The sequence below is a fragment of the Desulfobulbus rhabdoformis genome (assembly GCF_016919065.1).
Classification (GTDB): domain Bacteria; phylum Desulfobacterota; class Desulfobulbia; order Desulfobulbales; family Desulfobulbaceae; genus Desulfobulbus; species Desulfobulbus rhabdoformis.
This window is the reverse complement of the sequence record NZ_JAFFQA010000005.1, coordinates 1-26,253: the sequence shown is the minus strand read 5'-3', so window position 1 is coordinate 26,253 and position 26,253 is coordinate 1. Positions and strand designations below refer to the sequence as shown.

The 26,253-nt window shown below is 50.5% G+C and carries 21 protein-coding genes and 1 rRNA gene; 14 read left to right on the top strand and 8 right to left on the bottom strand.

Annotated features, from left to right (window positions below; all coding sequences use genetic code 11):
• Position 1: 1 nt before the first annotated feature.
• On the top strand, positions 2-253 hold the full coding sequence (locus JWJ90_RS03680) for a hypothetical protein (RefSeq protein ID WP_205225843.1): 252 nt from the start codon (positions 2-4) through the stop codon (positions 251-253).
• A gap of 186 nt (positions 254-439) precedes the next feature.
• On the opposite strand, the gene JWJ90_RS03675 is transcribed toward JWJ90_RS03680, so the two are convergent.
• Positions 440-760, bottom strand: a complete 321-nt coding sequence (locus JWJ90_RS03675) for a TusE/DsrC/DsvC family sulfur relay protein (protein WP_205225842.1) — start codon at positions 758-760, stop codon at positions 440-442.
• 248 nt (positions 761-1,008) lie between these two features.
• Here JWJ90_RS03675 and JWJ90_RS03670 point away from each other — a divergent pair, with 248 nt between their 5' ends.
• Both JWJ90_RS03670 and JWJ90_RS03665 read left to right on the top strand, forming a co-directional pair.
• Complete coding sequence (locus JWJ90_RS03670) at positions 1,009-2,883, top strand: peptidylprolyl isomerase (protein WP_205225841.1); 1,875 nt, start codon at positions 1,009-1,011, stop codon at positions 2,881-2,883.
• Between the two features lie 271 nt (positions 2,884-3,154).
• The gene (locus JWJ90_RS03665; protein WP_240194733.1) at positions 3,155-7,279 is read left to right on the top strand and encodes a DEAD/DEAH box helicase; all 4,125 of its coding nucleotides are present in this window, start codon (positions 3,155-3,157) and stop codon (positions 7,277-7,279) included.
• Between the two features lie 109 nt (positions 7,280-7,388).
• On the opposite strand, the gene JWJ90_RS03660 is transcribed toward JWJ90_RS03665, so the two are convergent.
• The 4 genes from JWJ90_RS03660 to JWJ90_RS03645 form a co-directional block, all read right to left on the bottom strand.
• Complete coding sequence (locus JWJ90_RS03660) at positions 7,389-10,004, bottom strand: glycosyltransferase family 2 protein (RefSeq protein ID WP_205225840.1); 2,616 nt, start codon at positions 10,002-10,004, stop codon at positions 7,389-7,391.
• 250 nt (positions 10,005-10,254) lie between these two features.
• Entirely contained in the window at positions 10,255-11,058 is an 804-nt protein-coding gene (recO, locus tag JWJ90_RS03655; protein ID WP_240194732.1) for a DNA repair protein RecO, read from the bottom strand.
• Positions 11,048-11,833 carry a helix-turn-helix domain-containing protein gene (locus tag JWJ90_RS03650; protein ID WP_205225838.1) on the bottom strand — a complete coding sequence of 262 codons (786 nt, stop codon included), beginning with the start codon at positions 11,831-11,833 and terminating at the stop codon, positions 11,048-11,050. Before JWJ90_RS03650 ends, recO begins: the two co-directional genes overlap by 11 nt.
• Before the next feature lie 38 nt (positions 11,834-11,871).
• Positions 11,872-12,852 carry a SurA N-terminal domain-containing protein gene (locus tag JWJ90_RS03645; protein WP_275889061.1) on the bottom strand — a complete coding sequence of 327 codons (981 nt, stop codon included), beginning with the start codon at positions 12,850-12,852 and terminating at the stop codon, positions 11,872-11,874.
• Between the two features lie 361 nt (positions 12,853-13,213).
• Between JWJ90_RS03645 and JWJ90_RS03640 the strand changes: the two genes are divergently transcribed.
• The 8 genes from JWJ90_RS03640 to JWJ90_RS03605 all read left to right on the top strand — a co-directional run bounded on the left by JWJ90_RS03640 (position 13,214) and on the right by JWJ90_RS03605 (position 19,604).
• Positions 13,214-13,711, top strand: a complete 498-nt coding sequence (locus JWJ90_RS03640; RefSeq protein WP_338032282.1) for a TlpA disulfide reductase family protein — start codon at positions 13,214-13,216, stop codon at positions 13,709-13,711.
• 127 nt (positions 13,712-13,838) lie between these two features.
• The gene (gene extJ, locus JWJ90_RS03635) at positions 13,839-14,033 is read left to right on the top strand and encodes a selenite/tellurite reduction operon protein ExtJ (RefSeq protein ID WP_205225836.1); all 195 of its coding nucleotides are present in this window, start codon (positions 13,839-13,841) and stop codon (positions 14,031-14,033) included.
• Positions 14,034-14,380: 347 nt separating this feature from the next.
• Positions 14,381-15,073: a class I SAM-dependent methyltransferase gene (locus JWJ90_RS03630; protein ID WP_205225835.1), complete on the top strand. Its 693-nt coding sequence runs from the start codon at positions 14,381-14,383 to the stop codon at positions 15,071-15,073.
• A 31-nt stretch (positions 15,074-15,104) separates the two neighbouring features.
• Positions 15,105-15,770: a precorrin-2 dehydrogenase/sirohydrochlorin ferrochelatase family protein gene (locus JWJ90_RS03625; RefSeq protein WP_205225834.1), complete on the top strand. Its 666-nt coding sequence runs from the start codon at positions 15,105-15,107 to the stop codon at positions 15,768-15,770.
• Positions 15,767-16,585, top strand: coding sequence for a c-type cytochrome biogenesis protein CcsB (ccsB, locus tag JWJ90_RS03620; protein ID WP_205225833.1), 819 nt, complete (start codon positions 15,767-15,769; stop codon positions 16,583-16,585). The genes JWJ90_RS03625 and ccsB overlap by 4 nt, the downstream gene beginning before the upstream one ends.
• Positions 16,575-17,861, top strand: a complete 1,287-nt coding sequence (gene hemA / locus JWJ90_RS03615) for a glutamyl-tRNA reductase (RefSeq protein WP_205225832.1) — start codon at positions 16,575-16,577, stop codon at positions 17,859-17,861. The genes ccsB and hemA overlap by 11 nt, the downstream gene beginning before the upstream one ends.
• Before the next feature lie 2 nt (positions 17,862-17,863).
• The gene (locus JWJ90_RS03610; RefSeq protein ID WP_205225831.1) at positions 17,864-18,388 is read left to right on the top strand and encodes a hypothetical protein; all 525 of its coding nucleotides are present in this window, start codon (positions 17,864-17,866) and stop codon (positions 18,386-18,388) included.
• Between the two features lie 241 nt (positions 18,389-18,629).
• The gene (locus tag JWJ90_RS03605; protein ID WP_205225830.1) at positions 18,630-19,604 is read left to right on the top strand and encodes a Gfo/Idh/MocA family protein; all 975 of its coding nucleotides are present in this window, start codon (positions 18,630-18,632) and stop codon (positions 19,602-19,604) included.
• A gap of 61 nt (positions 19,605-19,665) precedes the next feature.
• Here the strand turns inward: JWJ90_RS03605 and JWJ90_RS03600 are convergent, their stop codons facing one another.
• Together JWJ90_RS03600 and JWJ90_RS03595 are read right to left on the bottom strand one after the other, a co-directional pair.
• On the bottom strand, positions 19,666-20,955 hold the full coding sequence (locus JWJ90_RS03600) for an IMP cyclohydrolase (RefSeq protein WP_205225829.1): 1,290 nt from the start codon (positions 20,953-20,955) through the stop codon (positions 19,666-19,668).
• 60 nt (positions 20,956-21,015) lie between these two features.
• Positions 21,016-22,029: a bifunctional UDP-N-acetylglucosamine diphosphorylase/glucosamine-1-phosphate N-acetyltransferase GlmU gene (locus JWJ90_RS03595; RefSeq protein ID WP_205225828.1), complete on the bottom strand. Its 1,014-nt coding sequence runs from the start codon at positions 22,027-22,029 to the stop codon at positions 21,016-21,018.
• 377 nt (positions 22,030-22,406) lie between these two features.
• Here JWJ90_RS03595 and JWJ90_RS03590 point away from each other — a divergent pair, with 377 nt between their 5' ends.
• From JWJ90_RS03590 to JWJ90_RS03580, 3 genes are read left to right on the top strand one after another with little or no spacing between them, the layout of a single operon-like run.
• Positions 22,407-23,330, top strand: coding sequence for a homocysteine S-methyltransferase family protein (locus tag JWJ90_RS03590; RefSeq protein ID WP_205225827.1), 924 nt, complete (start codon positions 22,407-22,409; stop codon positions 23,328-23,330).
• A complete protein-coding gene (locus tag JWJ90_RS03585) occupies positions 23,327-25,765 on the top strand; it encodes a methionine synthase (RefSeq protein WP_205225826.1) in 2,439 nt (812 codons plus the stop codon). The genes JWJ90_RS03590 and JWJ90_RS03585 overlap by 4 nt, the downstream gene beginning before the upstream one ends.
• A 3-nt stretch (positions 25,766-25,768) precedes the next feature.
• Positions 25,769-25,942, top strand: a complete 174-nt coding sequence (locus tag JWJ90_RS03580) for a rubredoxin (RefSeq protein ID WP_205225825.1) — start codon at positions 25,769-25,771, stop codon at positions 25,940-25,942.
• Positions 25,943-26,174: 232 nt separating this feature from the next.
• Here the strand turns inward: JWJ90_RS03580 and rrf are convergent.
• Positions 26,175-26,253 (bottom strand): 5S ribosomal RNA (rrf, locus tag JWJ90_RS03575); the annotation flags it as partial.

The window sequence follows — 26,253 nt, the reverse complement described above, 5'->3', positions numbered from 1 at the left end:
AATGAAAAAACTTCAAATTCCCGCAGGTGACCCTGCAGGACGTATCGTCTGTCAACAGTGTGGGAATACAACAAATTTTGTCGAAGTCGCCGAAAATGTTCTGGTGACTACCTACTACATGCAAAATTCCGATGGCTCTTTTACGCCCGAGGACAATTCAACCGAAATATTTGGGGAAGTTAAATTTCTCTGCGGTAAATGTGGCGCGGACCTGACTCGCTATCATGCACATTTTCTCGAGATGTCATTCTAGCCAAGACGGCAGAAACATGCTCCTTTAGGCCAATCTGTGGTGGAAAAGTAAAAGAATACAGGGGCAGAGGAAGGGCTATTTTAATTCGGGAGGCGGTACCAATCAGGTTCGATTGAAAACAAGGCAATAAAAAAGGCTGCCCTGTAAGGGGCAGCCTTTTTTGTGCAACTCAAATCTGCGATGGGATCAGACGCAACCGGTAGGTTTCGGCAGACCAGCCATCTTACAGGCACCTTTACCAGGGCCAGACGGGAACAGCTCGTAAATGCGTTTCAGCGGGAAACCGGTGGTTTTGGAAAGGATACGAACCATGGGAGCAATTCCATTTTTCTTGTAGTACTCCTGCAGAGCGTCGATAACTTTCTGATGCTCATCGGTGATTTCGGCGATACCCTCTACGTTTTTTACGTAGTCTACCCAGTTATCGTCCCACTCCTCAGCACCTTTTAACAGGAAGCCGTCTTCGTCTACCTCGTAGCTCTTACCTTTGTGCTCAATACTTGCCATGTGTTCCTCCTTGGCCGAAGTGTTTATTATTGATGAGTAATTAAATCCTATTCTAAAAAATCACAAGTTAATTACTATAGGGGGGGGGCTTTGTCAAGCAAACACCCTTATTTTTTTGAATGAGGTCTCAGGCATTTTTTGCTGTGGTATCAACGCATTTTTCTCTGGTAACTTGCTGACAAATTGAACATAATGCCAGCTTCAAAAATGTACACATTTAATCGAGCGCTTGTGGAGATTCATTTATCATGCTGAATATCATACGAAAAAATGCCCAGTCACTTGTCATTCAGGCTGTGGTTGTCATTATCGCCCTCGTCTTTATCTTTTGGGGGGTGGGTGGAAAGCTACGAAATTCTTCGAATGCCATGGCGGTGGTAAATGGGAAAGAGATTGGTTTTCGTGATTTTCAACAGAGCTATGATCGTGCGGCCGACCAGTATCAGCAGCAGTTCGGTGGGCAACTGCCAGAAAATTTTCTGAAGAGTATCCATCTCAAGGAGCAGGTCGCGCAGCAGTTGGTGCAGCGTGAATTGCTGCGCCAGGGGGCTGAAGCCGCTGGAATCCATATCAGTGAAGAGGCAATCCAGCGTAAAATCAAAATGATTCCAACGTTTACCCGCAATGGTCATTTTGATATGGACCAATACCAATCGGTTTTGGAGCAGAACCGTCTTTCTCCCACGACCTTTGAAAACAGTATCTCCAACGATCTTCTGCTTGACCGAACCACAGAGTTGATCGGTGATTTTGCCGAGATGCCTGCAGCCGAGATGCAACACTGGCTTAATTATCTGGATCAAGAACTCAAGCTGAACTACGCCGAAATCAGCCCGAAGGCCTACCGGGCGGAGGTTGAGGTGAATGACACCTCACTCGAAGAGTGGTATGGAGCGCATAAACTCTCCTATAAAACTGCGCCCCAGGCAAAACTTGCCTATCTCAGCTTTGCTTATGATGATTTTGCTCAATCTGAGACACTGAGTGAGGAGACCCTGCGGAGCTATTATACAAATCACCTCAAAGAGTACCAGGTGCCAGAAAAACGAAGGGCTCGTCATATCCTTTTTAAGGTGGCAGAAGGTGCAGATGAACAGGTCAAAGCGGCTAAGAAAGCTGAAGCTGAAAAGGTTCTCAAAGAGATTCAGGCTGGGGCCGACTTTGCCGAGATGGCAAAAAAATACTCAGAAGACAGCTCGAAAGATCGTGGGGGAGACTTGGGGTTCTTTGGCCGTGGCGAGATGGTCCCTACCTTTGATCAGGCTGCTTTCTCCCTTAAAGCCGGTGGACTCAGTGGCGTCGTTGCCTCGCCTTTTGGCTACCATCTCATAAAGGTTGAGGAAGTGCAGCCCGAAAAAACCCGTAGCTTTGACGAGGTCAGTGCGACCATTCGCGAAAAGCTGTCACAAAAAGATGCTCATGCGCTGGCCTTTAAAAAAGCCTCGACAACCTACGAGGCCATTATTCGGGCCGGAAGTCTGGCAAAATACAGTGAACAGGAGCATGTGTCTATTGCCCATACAGAATTTTTTGCTCAGGCGGCTCCTCCAGAGATGACCATGGTGAAGGATGCACAGTTTCTGCAGGCCGCTTTTGCCCTGAGAAAAGGCGAACTGAGTTCCATTGTTGAAACAGGCTCAGGCTATGCCATCATCTTTGCAGAGGATGTCAAAGAGCCCGAGGTGCCTGAGTTGGCTGCAGTGCGGGAGCAGGTTGAAAAAGATTATGTGCAGGAAAAAAGTAAAGAGCTTGCCCGAAAGGCGGCTGAGACCTATCTTGCCTCTTTAAAAGAAAAACACAGTTGGCCTGCAGGGCTGGAGAAAAAAGAGGGGGACTATGTTAAACGTATGGGTGATTCGGAACTTCCTGAGATCATTCGTAAGGATGCCTTTGCCCGCCTTGGTTTGGGGACCTTGCCGGAAGTGGTGTTAACCCAGGGCGATCTTTTTTATATCTATGAGATTACCGATTCTCGTATCGGCAAGAGTGAGCTGGATGAGAGTAAACGCAAAAGTCTTGAGCAGCAATTCCTGGCTGCGCAAAAAAATGTTCTGCTGACATCCTGGTTGGGGCAACTCCAGAAGGATGCCAAAATCTGGATCAATAACCAGATGTTACAGTAATTATTTTTTTATACATATTTCCAGACAAAGGACACGCTCTTTTTAAGGGCGTGTCCTTTTTTCCGCTTCTGTGCTTTAATATCCCTGTTCGGGTACATAGAAGCCTTTCCTGAATTCGTGACGGAGGATGCTCATGGATTCAGGTCTTTTTTTTGTGAAAATGCTCGTTCATTAAGCGAGATTAAAACTAACTTCAGTCCAATCAGGTATTTTGAAAGAATCTTCCACCCCTTCCTCCCGACCAACTCAGACATCCAAGAACACTGTTGACATGCAGGCTGTGAAGGCACTCCCTGCCGCAGAACAACTCCTGCTTCAGCTCGTTTCCATAATCTATGAACCCGTTTCCGCAAGCTTTCTTGCTCGCTGTCTCAATAGTCTGGTCCCCAGTTTTCTCGGGGATCGGAAACCAAGCAGTGAAGAGGTCAGCGAAATGGTGGCCCGCCTGCGGCGCAAGGGGTTTCTCAGCAGCAAAAACCAGTGCCCCAAAATTCTGGCTGAAGCGCTGACCCGCCAGGCCATTCGTCTTAAACGGTTTGGACGTATTGCCTCCCTGGTTGAGCGAGCAGCCCCAATGGATTACACCCACGGAAAATGGTCCACTCGCTGCTGGCGGGCGATCCGTCAGTTTCGTATCGGTTTGTATGGGCAAAATTTCGACAAAATGGATGAGGCGCTGCTCTTTTGGGAGCACGAGGGGCATAAGCATCTCAAAAGTGATCCTCCGGCAGTGCTTGTGGCTGCCCGTGCCTTTGGGCCCAAATGGTTTGCCTCGCTCCCCGGCTCGTTTCAGTTTTTTTTGTTGGATGAAGTCATTCGCTACTCGCTGGAACGGCTTCATTATTTTCCGCGGGTTATGGACTATCTGGCCAATGAGCAGGCACAAACCGTCTCCCCGGATGAACGGGTCCCGTTTCGGCGGCTTTTGGCATCTATTTATCTCTTACAGGGGCAGTTTGCCCTACTGCAGCAGTTATTGTCCGACTACAGCGATTCGTTTCAAGGCTCTGGGTTTGCAGGCACTGTCGCCTTTTTGCATGGGGATACCGAGTCCGCCCTTAAACTCTTTGATGAGGATCTTGATCACCTCAAACAGTATGCAGGCAACCAACCGTTTTTCTTTTTTGGCATTACCGGACTCTTCTGTGTCTTTGCTTTACTGGCGCGTGATGAAGAAGGCGATCGACAACGGGTACAAGTGGCCGTGAATACCGTACTCAGGCGCTGTAATGGTTGTCCGGAAGAGGTTCCTTACCGTTTTATCGACGCCGTGCTCTATGCCTCAGACGAGAACATGCCCGATATGTTGGCCCTTACCCAAGACCTGGTGGAAGACAAGCGGAGTTTGAGTTCTCTTGTAGCGCTTTTGTGCCTCCACTGGATGGGGATCGAAATTCCGGCAAATTTTCAGGAAAAGCTTAAGGAACTCTACAATCAGGCACGGGCCAATGGCTATCTCTGGGTTGCCATGGAATCAGCCGAGTTGCTGTCCACCCTGGATTCCAGCCAGGAGAAGGCTGCCCGGGCAGCCCAAGACCTCTCCGACACCCTGCAAAGCCGCTATCTGACCCATATCATAGCCCCCAACGCGACCTGGAAGCAGAGTCTCCAGGAACTGATTGATCTCTCCACCAAGATTCGTGAACCCGAGCGCTTGACCCGTTTAAGCTGGATGGTGGATTATGTTGACGGAACGCTTGAACTCCACCCCAAAGAACAGAAAAAAAACAGCAGTGGCGGCTGGACCAAGGGCAGAACCATAGCCTTTCAGCGACTGGTACGTCATGCCATGGATTATCTCACCGATCAGGATCGGGAGATCAGCGCCGCTCTCTACCAGTCAGGGGAGAGTAGCAAAAATGGGGGCTACGTCTTTAATCAGGAGTTGTCTCTGCCCGCCCTGGTCGGCCATCCCCATGTGTTTTTGAAACGATCGCCGCAGACTCCGGTGGAAATTGTCTCCGGTGAGCCGGAGCTGGTGGTGGAGCGCAAAGGGGATTCCCTCTTTATTCATTTTTCCCAGGATATCGGCGAGGGCAATGTGGCGGTCTGGCCGGAGACGCCCACTCGCTATCGCATTATAAAAATAAGCGATGAGCACCGGCAGGTGGCTGAAATAACCGGTCGCGATGGCTTGCTTGTGCCCATTGCCGCCAGCAAGAAGGTGCTGGATGCCATCGGCAATATAGCCTCCTTTATGACCGTGCATTCGGCTATCGAGGTGCCGGAGGAAGGTGTGCCTGCCGAACAGGTCGAGAGTGATCCTTCTATTTATGTCCATATCATTCCGTACGGAAGCGGTTTTCGCATCGAATTCTTTGTGCGACCTTTCAAGCACGGTGGACCTTATCTTAAACCCGGTGCCGGGGTGGCTAATCTCATGGCTGAGATCGATGGGCGTCGCTACCGGACCAAACGAGACCTGCGGCTGGAGGAGGAAAAGGCCCGCGAAATTGAAGAAAGTTGCCCCATGCTTGATCTGGCCATTGACTTTGAGCAGGAAAACAAGCGTGAGTGGCATCTGCTGGATCCGGAAGAGTGCCTCCAGGTCCTTATCGAGCTTGAAGAGATCAAGGATAAGGTCATACTTGAGTGGCCCGAGGGGGAGAAACTCGCTGTACGGCGTCAGGCTGGTGTCAATCAGCTGAATTTGAATATTCGCACCAGTCAGCAGGACTGGTTTTCTTTGACCGGCCAGCTAGAGGTCGATCAGGATGAGGTCATTGAACTCAAAACCCTGCTGGATAAGGTGCGGGAGTCGCAGAGCCGGTTCATTCCCATGGGCGAAGGGCAGTTTCTGGCTCTGACCCAGGAGTTTCGTAACCGCCTTGAGGAACTCATTCTCTACGGCAACAGTCAGGCTGGCGATGACAATGAGGTAAAGATTCACCCCCTGGCGGCCATCGCTCTGGAAGAACTCACACATCAGGCACAGACCAATGCCGATAAGGGATGGCGGGAGCGACTCCAGTCCATCGCCGATGTCCAGGATATGAATCCCAAAGAGCCGTCCACCCTCAAGGCTGAACTGCGTGACTACCAGAAAGAGGGATTTACCTGGATGAGTCGACTGGCCCACCTCGGTGTGGGGGCCTGTCTGGCCGATGACATGGGTTTGGGTAAAACCCTGCAGTCGATCACGGTGGTGCTCAGCCTCGCCCATCTCGGCCCCTCCCTCGTCATTGCACCGACTTCCGTCTGCATGAACTGGGAAACAGAGGTGCGGCGTTTTGCGCCTACCCTTAAGTTTCATATGTTCTCCGAGTCAAACCGGGATGAAATCATTTCCACTCTGGGGAAATTTGATCTGCTCGTCTGCTCCTATACCCTCTTGCAGCAGGAAATTGATTTGTTGAGTCAGGTAAAATGGCAATCCGTGGTGCTGGACGAGGCCCAGGCTATTAAAAATGCGGCCACCAAGCGCTCTAAAGCGGCCATGCAACTCGATAGCCGTTTTCGGCTTATCACCACAGGTACTCCCATTGAAAACCACCTGGGTGAGTTGTGGAATCTCTTTAACTTTATCAATCCTGGACTGTTAGGAACCTTCAAACAGTTTAATCGCCGTTTTGGTATTCCCATTGAAAAGTATCATGACCGGGAAGCGCGGCGGACACTGAAAAAGCTTATTCGTCCCTTTATGCTCAGGCGTATCAAGTCGCAGGTCCTTGAAGAGTTGCCCCCGCGGACAGAGATTACGCTCAGGGTGGAGATGCAGCCCGAAGAGTTGCAGTTTTATGAAGCACTCCGCCAGCAGGCAATTGAGAATATTGAAGGCAGCAGTGAAAAGACCGGGCGGCATCTGCGTATTTTGGCAGAGATTATGCGTCTACGTCGCGCCTGTTGTAATCCGCGTCTGATTAATGATCAGGTGGAGATCTCTTCGACCAAACTTCAGGTGTTTGCCGAAACCGTTGATGAGTTGCTTGGCGGTGGCCATAAGGCACTGGTCTTCAGCCAGTTTACCGGGCACCTGGCACTTATTCGTGAATACCTCGATAGTAAAGGGATTGCCTATAAGTATCTGGATGGAACGACTCCGGCTAAAGAGCGGCAGAGCCAGGTGGAGCGTTTTCAGCAGGGTGAGGGGGATCTCTTCTTGATCAGTCTCAAAGCCGGCGGTTTGGGGCTGAACCTCACCGCGGCAGACTATGTTATTCATATGGATCCCTGGTGGAATCCGGCTGTAGAAGATCAGGCCGCTGATCGTGCCCACCGTATAGGACAGAAGCGACCGGTGACGGTCTATCGGTTGGTGACAGCGGGGACCATTGAAGAAAAGATCGTCCGCCTGCATCAGGAAAAACGCGATCTGGCCAACTCCCTGCTTGAAGGCGCGGATATGAGTACACGGATCAGCGCTGAAGAATTGTTGGAGTTGATTCGTTCCAGTTGATCTTCCTTCATCATGCTCGCCGGTAGTTGTTCACCAAAAAAAAGCCAGGTTCAGCCTTCTTGCTGAGTCCTGGCCTTTTTTTTATGCGGCATCGCAAGGAGAGGTGGGGCTACTCAGACCCATTTCCCACCCCTTTCAAAGGGGCCATCGTTCCCACCAGTTTTGCCGGAAGTCGAGGAAGACCAGAGATCAGTGAGACCAGTACGGCTGCACAGTAGGGAATCGCCTGGATGGTTAAAACTGCAGCCCAGACCTGAATATCTAACATATCTCCATCTTCTCGGAGCTGTACCCCGACCACGGAAAGGGCCAGGGCGATTGCAAAGAGTAACTCTTCGCGGGCATCGCCCAAAGATTTAAAAAATGCGTTGGCCTGAGCCTTTTTCGGGGTTCGGAAAAAGCCTATTTTTCGGGTGATAAACCCGGTAAGCATGGCCCTGGCGATAGTATGCGAGAGGGCCAGTCCGGCCAGTCCTGCAGCCAGGCTCTGCAGTCTGGTCGCCACCACGCGACTGCGATAGAGAAAAAACATTTTAAAGCTCTTAAAGAAAAAAAGCACAATGGGCAAAAAGGCAAAGATTATATGCGGTGGTGAGAGATAATCCGGAAAGATGATCATGCCACAGGACCAGAGTAGTGCCATGATATTAAAGAGCATGTTGATCCCATCGGCAAACCAGGGCAGCCAGCCCGCCAGAAAATGATAGCGCTGGCCTCCGGTGAGTTTGGTTTTCTTAAAACCAAACATAGCCATCATATGATGGCGAAGGATGAGTACCGAGCCATAGGCCCAGCGAAAGCGCTGTTTTTTAAAGTCGAGAAATGTGTCGGGCATAAGCCCTTTGCCAAAGCTATAGGGGATGTAGTTGGCAGCGTACCCCTTTTCAAAAATACGCAGCCCCAGCTCGGCATCCTCGGTAATGCACCATTCGCCCCAGCCGCCCACCTCATCGAGAACTGTACGTCTGACCATGGTCATGGTTCCATGCTGAATTATTGCATTGCGTTCGTTGCGGGTGACCATACCAATCTGAAAGAAGCCACGGTATTCGGCAAAGCACATGGCCTTAAAGGTGTTCTCGTCTCCGTCGCGATAATCCTGCGGCGCCTGGACAATGGCCATATTGGGATCTGCAAACTGGGGTGTGAGAGCCCTGAGCCAGTTAGGTGCAACAATGTAATCGCTGTCAATGACCGCGACGACCTCGGCATGAGGATCAGTTCTCTCCAGGGCATAGTTGAGGGCACCTGCCTTGAACCCGGCGAGAGGAGCCACGTGGAAAAAACGAAATTTGGGGCCAAGGGTTTTGCAATGGGCCTCAACCGGCTGCCATACATCCGGATCTTTGGTGTTATTATCGATAATCAGAACTTCAAAGTCAGGGTAATCCAACTGGGCCAGGGCGTTGATGGTCTGGATCATCATGTCCGGTGGTTCGTTGTAGGCCGGGACATGGATAGAAACCCTGGGCAGATCGGCATCATCGCTTTCATCCACCGGCTGGGGCAGGCGGTTGAATTTTTTCGTCCAAATAGACTCAGCCCACTCATGGGCCTCTGCAAGAATGACAAGGATGGCGCCGGTGGCCGCCAAGAGCAGGACCACGCCTACCACCAAAGAGGAGAGGGTCATGTACTGGCGCTGAAAATCATAGACCACCCAGACGGCAAAAGTGGTGATCGCGTAGGCGATAAAGGCAAGAAAACCGCGTCCCCTGTGCAGCAGGCCTTTACTGTCGCGAAAAAGCAAGGCCAGGAGGAGCACCGAGAGCACGATGCTGATTGCAGCCAGTTCCCTCCATTGGGGAATGGGAATGACCGGGGCGGTAAATTCAAATTTGGGTTGGCGTGCGTCGTTATAGACCCCCCAACTGGATCCAGCTTCACCTTCAAGGTTTTTTTTCCAGACCTGGTCAAAGGCCTCCATGATGTAGTAGGTGTAGTGGTTTTTTTCGGCCACATCAAGAAAGCGGCGTAGAAATTTTGCCTGATTGGTGGGGCTGGCAACCGCCCCCTGGCGGATGCGGCCTCCACTTGGCCAGCCTACTTCACCAATAATGATTTCTTTTTCTGGATATTTTTCTTTGAGCTCGTTATAGCGCCTGACGCAGTACTCAACTGCCTGGTCCACCGGAATGCCTTCCCAGTAGGGCAGCAGATGCACGGCGATGAAATCAACCTGTTCCACCAGCTTGGGATTTTTGAGCCATATATGCCAGGGCTCGGCGATACTTACCGGCGCCCAGACCTTTTCTTTCACCTTGTGGATATGGGCCAGTAGCTGTTTAAGAGGCAAGTCCGCGCGGAGCAGCACCTCGTTTCCTACAAGGACACGCACCACATTGCGATAGTTCGCCCTGTAAACCTTAATAAGCGTGTCGATCTCTTCTGCGTTGGCCTCTTCATCAGGGGTGATCCAGGCTCCGAGAGTAACGTTCAGCCCCTTGGCTGCTGCCAATCGAGGTATTTCAGCCAGCGGTCCCTGAACTGTATAGGAACGTACAGCATGGGCGTCGTCAGCAAGGAGTTCCAGGTCACTGTCGATCTCTTCCACGCTTGGAAAGATCGGCTTCATCGGGGATTGGCCTTGATGAAAGGGAGAAAAAGAAAAACCCTGGATTTTATTGGGCCAGGAAGGCTCAATATTGGGCTGATTGACAAGCTGCCATAAAAGAAAAGCCAGACAGCCCATAATGATAGTGATAACGATGCCGGATCGATTCATGAACAAAGGTGCAGCAGAGGTGAGTAAGTGCGCAAGTACTTCTTGTGTGCGTCTGGATATCGAATTGATTTATCTATATTCAAAAAATATTCCAATATATCACTGTTAGCGTCAGCATGTGCAAGAGATTTATGCATTGTTTGAGAAAAATATGCTCAGGGAGGAGGAGAGAAAAGGCAAGTGTCCAAGATTGCGCTGATGATGGGCCAATAGAGGTACTGGCGGTGCATTGATGGAGCGATTCTGCAGATTACTTGCAGTGGCCAGTGCTCGCGGCGATTGCCTGATTGTGTGCCAGTTGGTGTAGAAGTTGCCAGGAGTGGATATCGTGCTGCAACAAATGAAGCAGGTAATTGTGCAAGCCATTCAAGGCTTCCAAGACCCCTTGCGGAGTAAGTTGTAACCTGGGCAGTCGCTCAAAGGAGGTAGATTGGACCCGGTCTAAGGTTCGAATGGTCTGGACCGAGAGTCGCATGGTGAGGGATGCCTGGGCATCGCAGTTGCTGCAGAGTAGGGTACCGTTGCCAGGAAGCAACAGATAGGTAGACGGAGGCGTTACCGGCTGATGACAGCGTCCACAGGTCTGCAAATTGGGTTGATAGCCAAGCACACTTAAGAGATGGACCTGGGAAAAAGCCGAGATCTTTAGCGGAACTGACGCTTGACTTAACTGGGCAAGGGTCCAGGCGAGCAGTTGATAGAGTGCGGGCTCTGGATCCTGTTCCTGGGTGAACTTGAGTATGAGTTCGCTGAAGTGGCTCGCTGCCAGGTAACGCCGACTGTCCTGACGCAGTGGTAAATGGCTCTGGAGCAGTTCCGCTTCCTGGAGAAAAAATAAACCAGAGGGAGTTCGGGGTGTCTGGTAAAAGAGACAGAGGTGGCTATAGGGCTCCAGCTTGTTGACAAAACGTTGCTTGCTTTTATAGGCACCTTTCGCAATGCATGTAATGCGTCCTCGGTCCTGGGTATAGAGTGTGACCAGTTTGTCAGCCTCACCATATCTCCCGACATGTAACACATAACCATTCGTTTTCTGGGGGAAATCACGGGCCATGGACAGGGAGGGGCAAGCGGAGCGTTGCCCGTCCCTGATGAAAGACCAGGGGCGGGAGCAGGGTGCCGTTCGATTGCAATTCTGCACAGTTCGCACCAAAAAAATCCAGTTGCATTGAGTGGTGCGCCTCCCATTGAATGGTTGCACCCTTCATATAGGCGTGAGAGGTGGCGGGTTGGCCGTCCAGGACAACCTGGACCTGACAGTCTTTATAAAAGACTGCCTGCAGGCTGAGACGATTTTGGGTCTGCAGACCGCTGGTGGTTGGATCGGCCGGATGATAGTTGGAACTGACAGAGTGGGTTATGACGAGGGCCTTGTCTGTGAGATAACTCAAAGGATTCCACTTATAATAGAGACAGAATCCAGCAAAAGAAATCACTATACAGGCAAAAAGGCAGATAGCTGCCATGGCCGAGGATATCCGTGCTTGCTCAGCCATTTTATTGGGTTCAAGGGTATGCACGGACTGTTCTGTTTCTCTGTGGGAATGTAGTCGATTTTCCTGGCAATATCGTTCTTGAGAAAACTGCTGGGCCAGCGTCTCGCCATCAAGCCCGAGATGATTTGCATATATTCTGATAAGTCCTTTGGCATATGCATGAGCAGGCAGCTGGCTATACGAGGAATCTTCAATGGCCCGCAGATTGGCTCGGGAGATGCGGGTTTGGTTTGTTACATCCTCAAGAGATTGGTTGAGATGCAGGCGGGTACGGCGGAGCTGTTCCCCCACCTGGTACGTGGGGGAGGATGCAGCATGTTGGTCAGAACGCATACGACAAATCAGAGGTGCCGAAAGGGTGGTAAGATCGCTTACAATATTTTGATGTAGGCTTTTTCACGAATGGATTGCATCCACTCTTTGAACCGTCTTTCCATAGCCTGTTGGGAGAGCTTCTCCTTGATCTGATCCTTGACCTCGGCATAAGGCGCTTTGGGAATAATTTTACCCTTTTCAGTGGAGACAACTTGAAAAAAGAGATAACTGTTTTCCGTGGCAACAATGGGGCTTATCTCTCCTGCTTTGAGTTGACTGACGTTATCACGGATATAGGGGGCAAGCTCGTTGAGTTGAAAAAGTCCGAGATCTCCGCCGTCTTCCGCATTGGCCAGATCGGAATAGGTGCGAGCAAGCGTTTTAAAATCTTTTCCTTCTTGAGCCAGATCATACACTTTTTGCACTTTTTTTCTGGCCTGATCCTTGGTCGGGGTGGAGCCATTGGCAACTTGTCTCCCCCAGAGACAGCCAATCTGTCGCAGATAATACCCACCGGCAGACTGTTCGACAAAGTGGGTATCGTAGTAATCTAAGATTTTTTCTTCGGGAATAACAACCTTGGTACGTACTTCATAATTGACTAGGCGGGAACTCAGGATCTGGTCTCGCAGCTCTTCCCGGTACTGCTTTTCACTCATGCCCATGGTCTTAAGTTCCTTGCGAAACTGCTCTAGAGTCGTATGGTTGTTGGAGAGAATACGCTGCAGAGCTCCCTCCACATCCTGGTCACTGACTTGAATCTGCAGTTTTTGGGCCTCCTGGATCATGAGCCTTTTTTCGATCAGTTTATCAATAACCGTCAGCCGCGCCCGGTACAGAGCTTCATTGAGTCGTTCAGGCGAGGAATCCTCTGTGACCTTTTTAAAAAATGACGCACCCAGTTCATTGACTTCTGAGAGAGTAATGGTGTCATTGTTGACAATGGCAACGCTGCGATCAACAATCTGCGCGGATGCTTCTGTCAGAGATACCAGAAGGCTGAGGATCATGCATAGTAGGAAAACTCGTTGAATCATAATTTCGTGTATGTGGGCAGGAGAAAGAGTTGGGCTGTTAAGCGTGAAAACTGTATTGTGATACACAAGGGTGTCTTGAATAGTTAGATTTTTCAATCAAAATCAAGGATTGTGAAAAATTTTACCGCAGGCATATAGTTGATATCGGAGTCTTCGCTTACCTCCGAGTATAAAATTTTGATTATGACGAGGTAAGCGCCAGACTCCGGGAGATTGGCAGAAAAAGCAATTATTCAAGATTCCCACAAATGATACCACAAATATCTAACCGGAACCCAATAAAGGCGCAACGGTTTTCCGGTGGCTTCTATGGACTCATGTTTTATACTGTTTCGAAAGTGCTCTAAACAAGGAGGATGTTGTGCACCAAATTATTACAAAACTTGTGAAAACTTGCCGTATGGCTTTACTCTTCGTACTCCTTGCCACCGGCCAGGGGTATGCGGCGGTGAATGTCCCTCTGTTCACCCTGCCCACCGCCTTGAACGGGACGCTGATATCCAGTGAAACCTTTAATGGGCAGACGATGTTGATCACTTTTTTTGCGCCCTGGTGTGGGCCATGTTTACAAGAAATTCCAGCGCTTAAATCCCTGCAGGCTGAGTTTGAAGACCAAGGCTTTTCTGTGATCGCCCTGGCTGTGGATGAAGGTGGGCCAGGGACCGTCGCCCGCTTGATGCAAAAGGCAGGGATAAACTATCCGGTGTTGCTTGCCGACGACACCACCCGGCGTCAATTTGGCGGTATTCCAACTATCCCCACCTCTTTTCTGGTGAATAAAAAAGGGCATGTGGTGAAAAAATATGGTGGGCTGGTATCCAGGGGGCTGTTGGAAAGAGATATAGAATCAGTGCTTTAATCCTCTTTGCTCCTTCAGCTTTTACACGATTTGCTGTTGACATTCTGTTCTTGATTTCTTACCTTCCACAGCAGGAAAGAGGCAAAAGGTTTGGTTTTATACCCCTAACAATAAAAAGGAGACCGCCATGAAAAAAATCGTTATCACCCTGATGGCCGCTGCATTTGCACTGAGCGTAGGCACCGCATTTGCCGCTAAAGTTAAATGCACTGTAGACAGTATTGAAGGTGAGACTGTCACCATGACCTGCCAAAAAGCTGACAAGCTCAAAGTAGGCGACAAAGTTTCTGTTAAAGCTAAAAAACAGCTCGAGGGTTGCTAATTCCCTTTAGCACTGTTTAGCTGCGTTTAAAAAGAGCGGGTCGATTGAAACAATCGACCCGCTCTTTTTTTTACCTGAATCCGTGACGGTGGATGGTTGCTGAACAACCTAGCCTTTGAATACGATCAATTTTTAAAACCAATTCAATAATTGTTCAACTTCATCCAGCGTAAACCAATGCTCACGGATTCGGGGGGATGTATCTGGTCCCGTGAGCATTGGTTTACCCCAAGCCAAGCATTAAGCAAAATTGGTGCATACCTGTTGCCTTCTGCGTTGTAATTCGGCATAGTGGCGACCATCGTCTGATTCCCCCAATCCCTCAACAAAGAGTAGAGAACCACGAAATGGATCCGCAAACCTTACCTGAGCAAGAACGAAAGCTGTACGAGTCTATAAAAAAACAGTACAAGATCGCCTTTGAAGCTTTAAAAATAGGCGAACACTCTCTCCATCTTCTACGCATGACCGACTTGGAGGAGATTTTAGAGGGGAAGGATCCACTCAAAGATGTCACCACATTTCCCTTCTGGATTCGTCTCTGGGAGGCCGCCATTGTTCTCTCTCAGTTTATTGCGGGGACTCCCTGTCAGCCCGGTACAAAACTGCTGGAGCTTGGAGCCGGTCTGGGAGCACCGGGATTGACAGCAGCTAAGGTGGGCTATGATGTCACCCTCTCTGATTACGAGGATATCATTCTTGATTTTGAGCGTATTAATGCCGCTGCCAGCCGTCTGGATAATGTTGAATGCCTTATGCTTGATTGGTTAAAGCCGGACACCACCCAACAGTATGATGTCATTTTAGGTGCGGAGATTCTTTTTCGCGAAGAATTTTTTCAACCGCTTTTAAATGTACTTGAAAAAACGTTGAAACCTGGCGGAGTCATTTACCTGGCGCATGACAGCAACCGTCAAAGTCTGAAGCCGTTTCTACAAATGGCGGAAAAAGACTATAAAATCGCCGCCTCCCAGAAACGACTCAAGAGCTTTGATGGCGACAAGACCATAATCCTCAATCGTCTGCAGCCTCGCAACTGATCGTTGCCCAAAAGGAACAAAAAATACGCAAATGTATCCGGTGAGCCTGGACATAGAGGGGAAACTCTGCGTGGTTGTTGGCGGTGGTACTGTTGCTGCCCGAAAAGTTCGAGGCCTGATTGCAGCCGGTGGACGTGTGCGTATTGTGAGTCCTGTCCTCAATGAACTCATGCATGCAAGTGTGCAGGAAGGCAGTGTTGAGTGGCGCCCAAAAAAATTCGAAGCCCAAGATTTGGATGGTGCTTTTCTTGTTTTCGCCGCCACAGATAGTCCGGTTATCCAGGAAGCCATCGTGGCTGCTGCCCATGCACGAAAACTGCTGGTGAATGTGGCCGATGGTCCGGACCAATGTGACTTTCAGGTGCCGGCTGTGCTACGGCGCGGTGATTTGAGTATCAGCATTGCCACGGGCGGAAAAACCCCGGCCGTGGCGGCCCTGGTCCGCAGACAGCTTGAACGGGTTGTTGGCGAGGAATATGCTCTGCTCACCGCCCTTGTCGGGGCTATCCGTCAGGAGATTACCGGGCTTGCCATCAGTGATGGGGAAAAAAAGATTCTGTTTCAAAAGATGCTTCAGGAAGATATAGTCACTTGGCTTCGAGAGCGACAATGGCACAGGGTGCAGTCGCATATTGAAGCGGTGATTGGTCGACCCTTGGGTCGGGATCTGGAGGTATTGATTAAGGAGAACCCATGAGTTTTCTGCTTTTTCAGGCCAGTGTTGCGGTATATGTACTTTCCTTTGCCGCCTATCTGGTCTTTTTTTTGACGCGCAAAAAGCCCGTACGCCGTATTGGGCGGGCCATCTTTCTTGTTGCCTTTCTTCTTCATACGGTCAATATCCTGGCCCGTTCCCTTGAAGCCGGGCACACGCCCATAACCAGTCATCATGAAACCGTCTCTTTTTTCGCCTGGTCCGTGAGCTGTTGTTATCTCTCCTTTCGCTGGCGGTATACGGTTAAAAACCTTGGCGTATTTGTCAGCTTTCTGGTGTTTGCCCTGATGGTTGTGGCCAGCTTGTCGTCTCGGGCTCTGCTCCCCCTGCCGCCGGCTTTGCAGTCTTTGTGGCTCCCGGTCCATGCCTCTATTACTCTTTTTGCCGATGGCTTTCTGGCGCTTGCCTGTATTGGTGGTATCATGTACCTGCTGCAGGAACGCGAGATAAAGAAAAAACGTTTTGGCTTATTTTATTCGCGCCTGCCTTCCCTTGAAGCCTTGGATAAACTGAACCATCACTGTCTAAGTGTCGGTTTTCCTCTGTTTACGGTTGGACTGGTGACCGGTTCTCTGTGGGCGAAGCAAGCCTGGGGCGCCTACTGGCACTGGGATCCCAAAGAAACCTGGTCGTTGATTACCTGGTTTCTCTATGCTGCAGCCGTCCATCAACGATTTACCGTGGGCTGGCGTGGCCGTCGCGTGGCCCTGCTCAGTATTCTTGGTTTTCTCTCTGTGTTATTTACCCTTTGGGGCGTTTCCTTTTTGTTGGAAGGAGTACATACCTATGTCTCGTGACGCCATTGTTCTGCTGGGCGTCAATCATAAAACCACGCCGCTCGCAGTTCGAGAAAAACTGGCCCTTTCCTCGGGGTATGAGGCGCCTCTCCAGGCGCTGGCCGAGTTACAGGAGCTGCGTGAATTTTATCTGTTGTCCACCTGTAACCGGGTTGAAGTTCTCTTTACCTGCCGTAATGTTGCACAAGCGACTAAGCGGGTACAGGAGGTGCTTTTTGGTCAGGCAATAACTGCCGAAGAACTGCAGCAGCATGTGTATCACTATGTGAATCTGCAAGCTGTGGAGCACCTGTTTTTGGTTGCTGCCAGTCTGGATTCGATGATTGTCGGCGAGGCTCAGATCTTGGGGCAGCTCAAAGAGGCGTACCGACATGCCACTGATGCCGATTCCACCGGTTTTATTCTCAATAAACTGCTGCATAAATCCTTTTCTGTGGCCAAGAGGGTTCGCACCGAAACCCGCATAGGGGCCAGTGCTGTCTCTATCAGTTATGCAGCGGTGGAACTGGCGCGTAAAATCTTTGGTGATTTGCATGACAAGAAGGTCATGCTGGTGGGGGCCGGAGAAATGGCCGAGCTTGCAGCCGAACATCTGGTCGGGCAGGGCGTTTCTGAGGTAGTGGTGGCGAACCGAACCCTGCAACGCGCTGTGAACCTTGCCAGATGCTATAAAGGGCGGGCTGTTTCGCTTGAGGAACTCTTGGAGCAGCTACAACAGGTGGACATTATCATCAGTTCAACGGGGGCTCCTGAATTGATTCTCAGGCGCGAGGATGTGCGCCCGGTCATGCGAGGGCGCCGTAATCGACCGCTTTTTTTTATCGATATCGCCGTCCCTCGTGATTTGGATCCTGCCATAAACGAGCTCGATAACGTCTATCTCTACGATATTGATGATCTCAACAATGTGGTTGAGATGAACAAGTCAGAGCGTGACAAGGAGGCTGTCAAGGCGCAACGTATTGTTGATGAGGAAAAAATAAAATTTTCCAAGTGGCTTGCCAATATGGAATCCACCCCGACCATTATTCAACTGCGCAAAACCATAGAGCAGCAGGTACGAGGGGAGGTTGAAAAATCCCTGGGCCGGTTGGATGATATGGATGCATCCTCCCGTAAGAAGTTGGAGAAGATGATTGCAGGAATCACCGGGAAACTTGCGTATCCGCCTCTCCATTTTCTCAAAACAGAAAATCACTGTATTGCCCTGCCGGAGCGGATCAAAACCATTCGCGAGCTCTATCAGATGGACAATGGAGAGAATGAGCAGGAGTAATCGTGATTCAAAGTGACCGTGCATTCTTTTTAGAAGAAGAATGGATTCTGGTACGCAACTCCGGTGAAATTCCAGAGGTAGCCCTGCACGCCAGTTTTTACTATCTCAGCGAAGACGCAGAGGGGCCAGGACTTGTTCTCACCGAGGAAGAAAAAGGGGGGCTGCACCAGGCAGCCCTGGCCCGGTATGAGGAAATCATTCTTCGCGATCTGGATCCAGCGAATCGCGACCTTTCGCTGTTTCGCGGTATACGTCGGGCCAATCATAACTGGTACCGCTACTCCAGGTTTTGTGAACAGATTGGCCACAATTATACCGTTTTTATGCAACAGGCGGCTCAGTCCTTGCGTGCCTACCTTGAGCTTGAGGTGACAGAGGCCAAGTCAGGCAAGCGATCCCCTTCCGTCAACTGTAGCCGCGAGGCCCTGTTGACTTTTGCTCTTGCGCTGGGGATTGTTCAGGAAACCATGCCTGAAGGGTGGGAGGGGGTGTGTGAGATGCCCACCCCCAACCCGGATTTCTCATGAACATTTTGTTGATGTTGTAAGAATATGCATGGCAACGATCTCTCGGATCGGTAAAGACTCATTCATAATTCCACCAAAATGTTCACCTCGGGGCAGTCCAGGCAGCTCTATCTTCGGCAGTATTTTGGCAATGAATAGAGTCAACTATAATTCATCGTCAAAAACTCTGAATATGACGCAGACTGCACTCATGAGAAATCCGGATTCATACCTGATCAAAGGAAATTGAGAGGATTTTTTTATGGGATCGCTCAGTAGGACGCTTCGTGTTGGGGTAATTGGTGCAGGCAAGCATGGGAGTCGCTACGCTCGTCATATTGTCAACGATGTCGAGGGGCTTGAACTTACGGCCCTGAGCCGCCGGAGCTTGACAGGCCAGGAGCTTGCCGACGAACTTGGGTGCCAATGGTACCCTGTATGGCAGGATCTGATCGTCTCACCAAAGGTTGACTGCCTTATTATGGCCCTTCCGCCAACCTTAAATCGCCAGGTAGCCCTTGCCTGCGCCGAGGCAGGTAAGCCCCTGCTTTTGGAAAAACCCATGGCAGTGACCGTTGAAGATGCAACGGTTATTGTTCAATCGTTTGCCGAGAAAAAACTCGGTCTCACTATTGGCCAAACCCTGCGTTACAATCGGGTGATCAACGCCCTTAAAGCTCAGCTAAATGTAATCGGTCAGCTCCGCAGCCTTTCAGCAAACCAGCGCCTGGAACCGGCCCCCCCTGGCTGGCTTGATCAGGCAGAGCACGCCGGAGCCGGGGTGAGTTTTCATTCCGCCGTTCATATCTTTGACGCTCTCCAATACATAACCGGGCAAAAGATTATTCGGGTTATGGCCCGAACTCGCTGTGTCTTGAGCCAAAGTATGGAAGATCATCTGGTGGCTTTGGTTGAGCTGGAAGATGGCACCTTGGGTGTTGTCGACAGCTCCAAAATCGGTCCAGCTCGTTCAGGGCGATTTGAATTTATTGGCGAGAAGGGCCAGCTGCATGGGGATCAGGTGCATCATCAGATGGACTTGATCCAGGGCTCGCAGGCCCAGCCTTTTGACTGTGGTGAACCGGTGAGTACGATCATCCCGCTTTTGCAGGACTGGTATCGTTTTCTTTGCGGGGAAGGGGAGAATCCCATTGCTCCTGAGGCCGGGGAGGCAGCTGTTCGTGTCTGTGCGGCCTGCCTGCAATCATCTGTGACAGGGCAGTGGCAGCAGGTATGAAAAAAGGGGAGACAGCTACAACATCTCCCCTTGTGTAGAGTTCTCGGTGAGTTTATTTCGTTTAGTGCTTAAAAGATCGCTGACCAGTATACATCATGGCGACTTGGGGATCAGCCTCGTTGCAGGCCTGGATGGATTCAAAATCACGAATCGAGCCACCTGCCTGTAAGATAGCGGTCACACCCTCACGTATTCCGACATCAGCAGCGTCTCGGAAGGGGAAGAAGGCATCGGAGATCATAACCGAACCTGGCAGGCCAGCACGCTCTGCCTTGACCTTGGCATCAATCGCCTCTTTTTCCGCCATATCGCGTTTGCCCTGGGCAATCTGCAGGACCAGATCGGCATAGGGGATGCCATGGGCATCAAAGCAGGTAACATCGGCATATTTGGTGTACGCTTTCTGAATGGCAATTTCAGCCACCCCAACACGGTCCTGCTCACCGGCGCCAATGGCAGTGGTGCAGCCATCCTTGACATAGATTACCGAGTTGGAGGTCACACCGTGCTCAACGGCCCAGCCAAAGAGCATATCGTCGATTTCGCGCTGGGTGGGTTGGCGTTCACAGGCGTAGTCCACACCTTTATAGGTACTGACCGCTGGTTTGAGATCCTGGGCTGAGCGGATGGAGTTGACCGCAGACTGTTGAACAACAATGCCGCCGTCGATCAATGACTTGAAGTCAACAAATCGAAATTTTTCAAAATCTCCCAGACGCGTGATCCTCGGCATACGAATGACGCGCAGGTTTTTGCGACGGGCAAGAATCTCGAGAACGCCGTCTTCAAAATCAGGGGCGCAGACAACCTCAAGATAGTTCTGCGACATCAGCTCTGCGGTTTCTCTATCAATGGCCTGGCTGGTCACCACCGCGCCTCCAAAGGCGGCAATGCGATCGCAACGGTTAGCCCTGTTGTAGGCATCGGCCAGGCTGGTGCCAATGGCAGCTCCGCAGGGGTTGTTGTGCTTCAGGATGGCCGCCGCCGGCTTATCGATCATGTACTTGATGATATTCAAGCCATTGTCGACATCGGTGAGGTTGATCTTTCCTGGATGTTTGCCTACCTGGAGCATATCCTCCACGGCGATGGAACTCACCAGACCGTTGCCCGGTTCGATGAACTGGCACTCGCCCAAAAGTAGGTTGCCATTCACTAATTCATAGAGGGCTGCTTCCTGATCCGGATTTTCTCCATAGCGCAGCCCCCGCTCATCAACGGTACCATCCTCCATGGGGATTTTCCAAGTCTTCTTCCGGTAGACCAGTGTTTGATCACCAAAAGAGATGGTCATATCCATGGGGAAAGAATCGCCGCGCAGGGTCGAATACATTTTTTTCAAGTCTGTCATGTGGGTATCTACTCCATAAAAAATCAACCGACGTTCAGCGCCGGAGAGAAAAGTTTTGCATTATGCATGATTCTGGTAAGTTAAAGGGGCTACCTCGCTGTCTGCTTCCAGGGTGCAGCCTATCAAAACCGCGTGGGCACCAATGCGTACCCGGTCACCCAGCTGGCAGTTTTTGAGAACAGCACCGGTTCCTACCAGACAGCCACTGCCGAGTGTGGTACCAGCGCTCAGGCGAACATTTGGTTCCAGCTGGCAGTCCTGGCCAAGGATGCAGTCGGCAGAGACTAAAATTGTTTCAGGAGACTCCAGGGTGACACCAGCTATCATCAGTTCAAGAGTACGGCGCTGCTGCAACGTCTGTTGTGCCTGTGCAAGTTCAACACGTGAGTTCACACCGAGTACGTCAATGGGGTCCGGGTGCACAAAACCCTGTACCGGGAGTCCACTGTTTTTCGCCAGAGCCACGATGTCGGTCAGGTAGACTTCCCCCTGGGCATTATTGGTCCCCACCTGGGAAAGGGCCTCAAAGAGAAAAGAATGCTTAACCAGGTAAATTCCTGCATTGATTTCTTGTATCTGCCGTTGCGATTCGCTGGCATCTTTTTGCTCGACAATACCGGTGATGTGTCCCTTGGTATCACGTAAAATTCGTCCGTAACCAAAGGGGCTTTCCACCAGGGTGGTCATCAGGGTCAGTGTAGCATTTTCACGCTGATGGAGCTTGATCATTTCCTGGAGTGTTTCGGGGCGAACAAGCGGGGTGTCCCCGCAGAGGATCAGGACCGCATCCTGGCCCGCGCAGCTCTCTTGGGCGCAGAGCACTGCATGCCCTGTACCGAGTTGCTCTTTTTGGAGCACGGTGTCAACCCTGTAGGATGCAAGAGCTTCTTCAACTGCCTCCCGTTGATGGCCGATAATAACGGCACACTTTTCAATTCCTGCATGAATAACAGTGTCGAGCACGTGATGGATCATGGGCCGAAAAAAAACAGGGTGCAGCACCTTGGCCACAGCGGATTTCATTCGGGTGCCCTTGCCTGCAGCGAGGACAACGGCAATGATTGATGATGACATGGAACTATCCGGATAAAGGTGGTTAAAACGAAATCAGGTCTTAATGTAGGCGTAAATATATCACTGTAGAAAAAAAAGAGCGGTTTGACAAGCATCCCTCTCCGCGATTTGAACAGGAAATGCGGGCTGTTTGGACTGGGCGGGGAGAAAAGAGGAAAAAAATGCGGCAAAGCCGTGCAAGAATTTGACAATATAGTATTGTAAGATCGACTTTCTTGCTGAATTCAATAAAATTTAGCATGAATTTTGTTGTTTTTGTCAGTCTCGACCAAGGCAACGTTTCCTTTCACACTCCTCTTGAGACTGCTTCATTTTCTGTCAATGAATTTGGATATACAGTGAAAGACGAGTCGAATCTAAACCCACGAGAAATACCAATGCGACCACAAGATCATGAGGTGCTGATACTCGACGGCGCCTGCGGAACAAATCTCCAAGAAATGATTATCCCATTTTCAGCTTGGGAAGGGAAGGAGGGGTGCAATGAGCTCTTGAACCTCACTGCCCCTGATGTCATTACCGCTTTGCACAAAAGTTTCGTTGATGCCGGAGCAATGGTCATTGAGACCAATACCTTTGGTGCCAGCCGAATCGTCCTCGAAGAATATGGCCTGCAAGACAAGGTAAAAGAACTTAACACGGCTGGGGTTGAACTGGCCCGCAGGGCCATCAATGGAAAAGCCAACACCTATATTGCCGGCTCCATTGGACCGGGAACGAAGCTGCCTTCTTTGGGACATATCACGGTTGATGAACTTATTGCAGCCTATCAGGAACAGGTACATGCCCTGGTAGAGGCCGGCGTTGATATGCTCATCATAGAAACCTGCCAGGATCTTTTGCAGATTAAAACTGCAATGACGACCTGCTTTGAAATATTGGAAGCCCTGAACACCGACATTCCTGTGATGGCTTCTGTGACCATTGAGCGGACAGGAACCATGCTGGTGGGAACTGATATTGCGGCGGCGGCTGTTACCTTTGAGCCCTTTCCCATATTATCTTTTGGCATGAACTGTGCCACGGGACCCCAGGATATGGAATCGCACATACGCTGGCTGAGCCGCAACTGGCCCAAACGCATCTCCTGTGTGCCCAACCAGGGATTGCCCGAGGTTGTCGACGGTAAAACCTGTTATCCCCTCACCCCCGAGCAGTATGCCCAGGAGATGAAGCGTTTTATCACCGATTATGGGGTGAGTATTGTCGGGGGGTGTTGTGGCACCACAGCGACACACATTAAAAAGCTGGTGGAGACCCTGGAAGGAGTGAAACCAGGAGCACGGGAGGTGAGTGCATGAAACCATCAGTATCAAGTCTCTATCAGGCCGTTGAACTGCAACAGGAAATACCGCCGCTTCTTATTGGAGAGCGGGCGAACTCCAACGGATCCAAAAAATTTCGGGAGCTGCTGCTTGCCGACGACTACCAGGCCTGTTTGAAAATTGCAGTTGAACAGGAGAACAAGGGAGCGCATGTTATCGATCTCTGTACCGCCTATGCCGGGCGTGACGAGCTTAAAGACCTGACCACACTGGTCAGCCTCTGTGCAGCCAGTCTCAAAGCACCTTTGATGATCGATTCGACCACTCCAGAGTGCATCGAGGCCTGCCTGCGTATTTATCCTGGCCGGGCGATCGTCAACTCCGTCAATCTGGAGGATGGCGGCGTAAATCTGCGGCGTGTCTGTAAGGCTGCAAAAAAATACGGTGCAGCCGTTGTTGCCCTGACGATCGATCAGCAGGGAATGGCCATGACCAGTGGGGATAAGATTCGTATCGCCAAAGAGATTCATGCCATCGCCGTCGATGAGTGCGGCCTGCGTCCTCAGGATCTCCTCTTTGACTGCCTAACCTTCACCGTAGGCTCCGGCGATGAAAATTTGCGTACAGCAGCCATGGATACCATGGAAGGCATTCGCCTGATAAAAAGTGAACTGCCCGGCTGCCTGACAGTCCTGGGCCTCAGTAATATCTCCTTTGGCTTATCCCCTCAGGCCCGCCGAGTGCTCAACTCGGTCTTCCTGCACGAGGCAGTCTGCGCTGGGTTGGACGCTGCCATCGTGGATGCAGCCAAAATTATTCCTTTGGCGCGTATTCCCGAAGAGGATCGCGAAGTTTGTCTGGATCTGCTGCTGAACAGGGAAGGGGAGGGAGAGAAGAATCCTCTGATGCGTTTTATCGAATATTTCAGTGATAAAACCGCTGCCGCCGATGAAGGTGATGAAGCCAATGAAAAAACGGTTGAAGAACAGCTCTTCAACAAAGTCATGGATGGAGATAAAGACGGATTGGAAGATCTGTTGGCCATTCTCCGGCAGCGTTTCAAACCGATTAATATTATCAACCAGATTCTGGTACCAGCCATGCGGCATGTGGGAGAGCTGTTTGGTAAGGGAGAAATTTTGCTCCCCTTTGTTTTACAGTCCGCCGAGGTCATGAAGGTCTCTGTATCTCTGCTTGAACCCTATATGGAGAAAGCGGAAAGCGATACGACCACAAAGATCCTCCTGGCGACTGTTCAGGGAGATGTGCATGACATCGGCAAGAACCTGGTCGACATCATACTCTCGAACAATGGATATAAGGTCTATAATATTGGCATTAAAATGCCTGTGGAGACAATTATAGAAAAAGCCAAAGAGTATAAGGTCGATATGATCGGTCTCTCCGGATTGCTGGTTAAATCGGCTCTGGTCATGCAAGATTCCATGCCGCAGTACAGGGAGGCTGGTTTGAGAGTCCCCATCATGTTGGGTGGGGCAGCTCTAACACCGAAGTTTGTAGCTGAATCCTGTGTGCCTAAATATGAAGGACCGGTGGTCTACTGTTCAGATGCATTTGCGGGCTTAAGAGCCGCACAGCAGTTTGAAGAGGGGACACTGAAAGCCACCGAGTATGACGAGGCCACCGCGATCAAACCGATGAAGCCAGGGGTTAAGGTCTTAGAGATCGATCGTTCCAACCCTGTTCCACAAGCACCCTTTGTAGGCCAGCGCTACGTGGAGAATGTTGATCCTTCTGAGCTTTTTGCCCTGATAAATGAGCAGGCTCTTTTCAGAGGTCGTTGGGGCTATCGTCGGGCAAAAATGGAAGCAGAGGAGTATAGAGAGCTCATCGAAGGAAAGGTTCGTCCACTGTATAAAACTTTAATCGAAAAGTCTGTTGCTGAAGGCTGGCTGCAGCCCAAGGTGAGCTATGGCTATTTTTCCTGCCACTCGAAGGAAAACGATTTGATCGTTGAGGCGGAAGGAAAAGAGCACATCTTTACCTTTCCTCGTCAGGCCGAGGCCCCCTTTCTCTGTATTGCCGATTATTTTAAAACAGAAAAAGAGGGAGGCGATGTTGCGGGCTTTTTTGTTGTCACCATTGGTGATATCATAGCCAAAGAGATCGCCAAACTCTACGAGGCCGACTCCTACCATGACTATTTGATGCTGCATGGGTTCAGTGTTGAGGTCACCGATGCACTGGCGGAATACTGGCATCGTAAAATGCGCAAGGAGTTAAGTCTGGGAGGCGATGATGGAGATGTTGTTACCCAGGAGTACCAGGGGTCGCGTTATGGGTTTGGGTACCCTGCATGCCCCGATTTGGACGCTCACAAGCCTTTGTTTGCCTTCCTCAAGCCTGAAGGTATCGGAGTGAGCCTGACGGAAAATATGCAAATGGTCCCCGAACAGACAACCTCTGCCATCGTGGCCCATCATCCTCAAGCAAAATACTTTGCGGTGTAAACCATGAATGCAACCAGCGAGCGATACATCTGTGCCAACTGTGGGTATGTGTATGATCCAGAGAAAGGTGACCCCATGAATGCTATTCCACCTGGAACAGTGTTTGAGGAACTTCCTGAGGCCTGGGTGTGTCCTATGTGTTATGCCACCAAGGACAATTTTGACCCACTGGATTGATCGCTTGCGATGATGAACAAAAGCCCCTTTTCTCAATTGAGAAAAGGGGCTTTTCTCTTTGGGGGGCTGTTTTAAAAAAGCTAGGTGAAGGAGCGGTGGGGGAGGGGACTATCGGTGAAACATCCCAAGTAATGTGATGCATCCTCGATGCATAGGATAGACGGAAAGTGAGACCAATAAGCACAAAAAAAGCCCGTAATCAGCGAAGCTGATTACGGGCTTTTTGCGATAAAAACGGCGGCGACCTACTCTCCCACATAGTCTCCCATGCAGTACCATCGGCGCTGAAGAGCTTAACTTCCGTGTTCGGA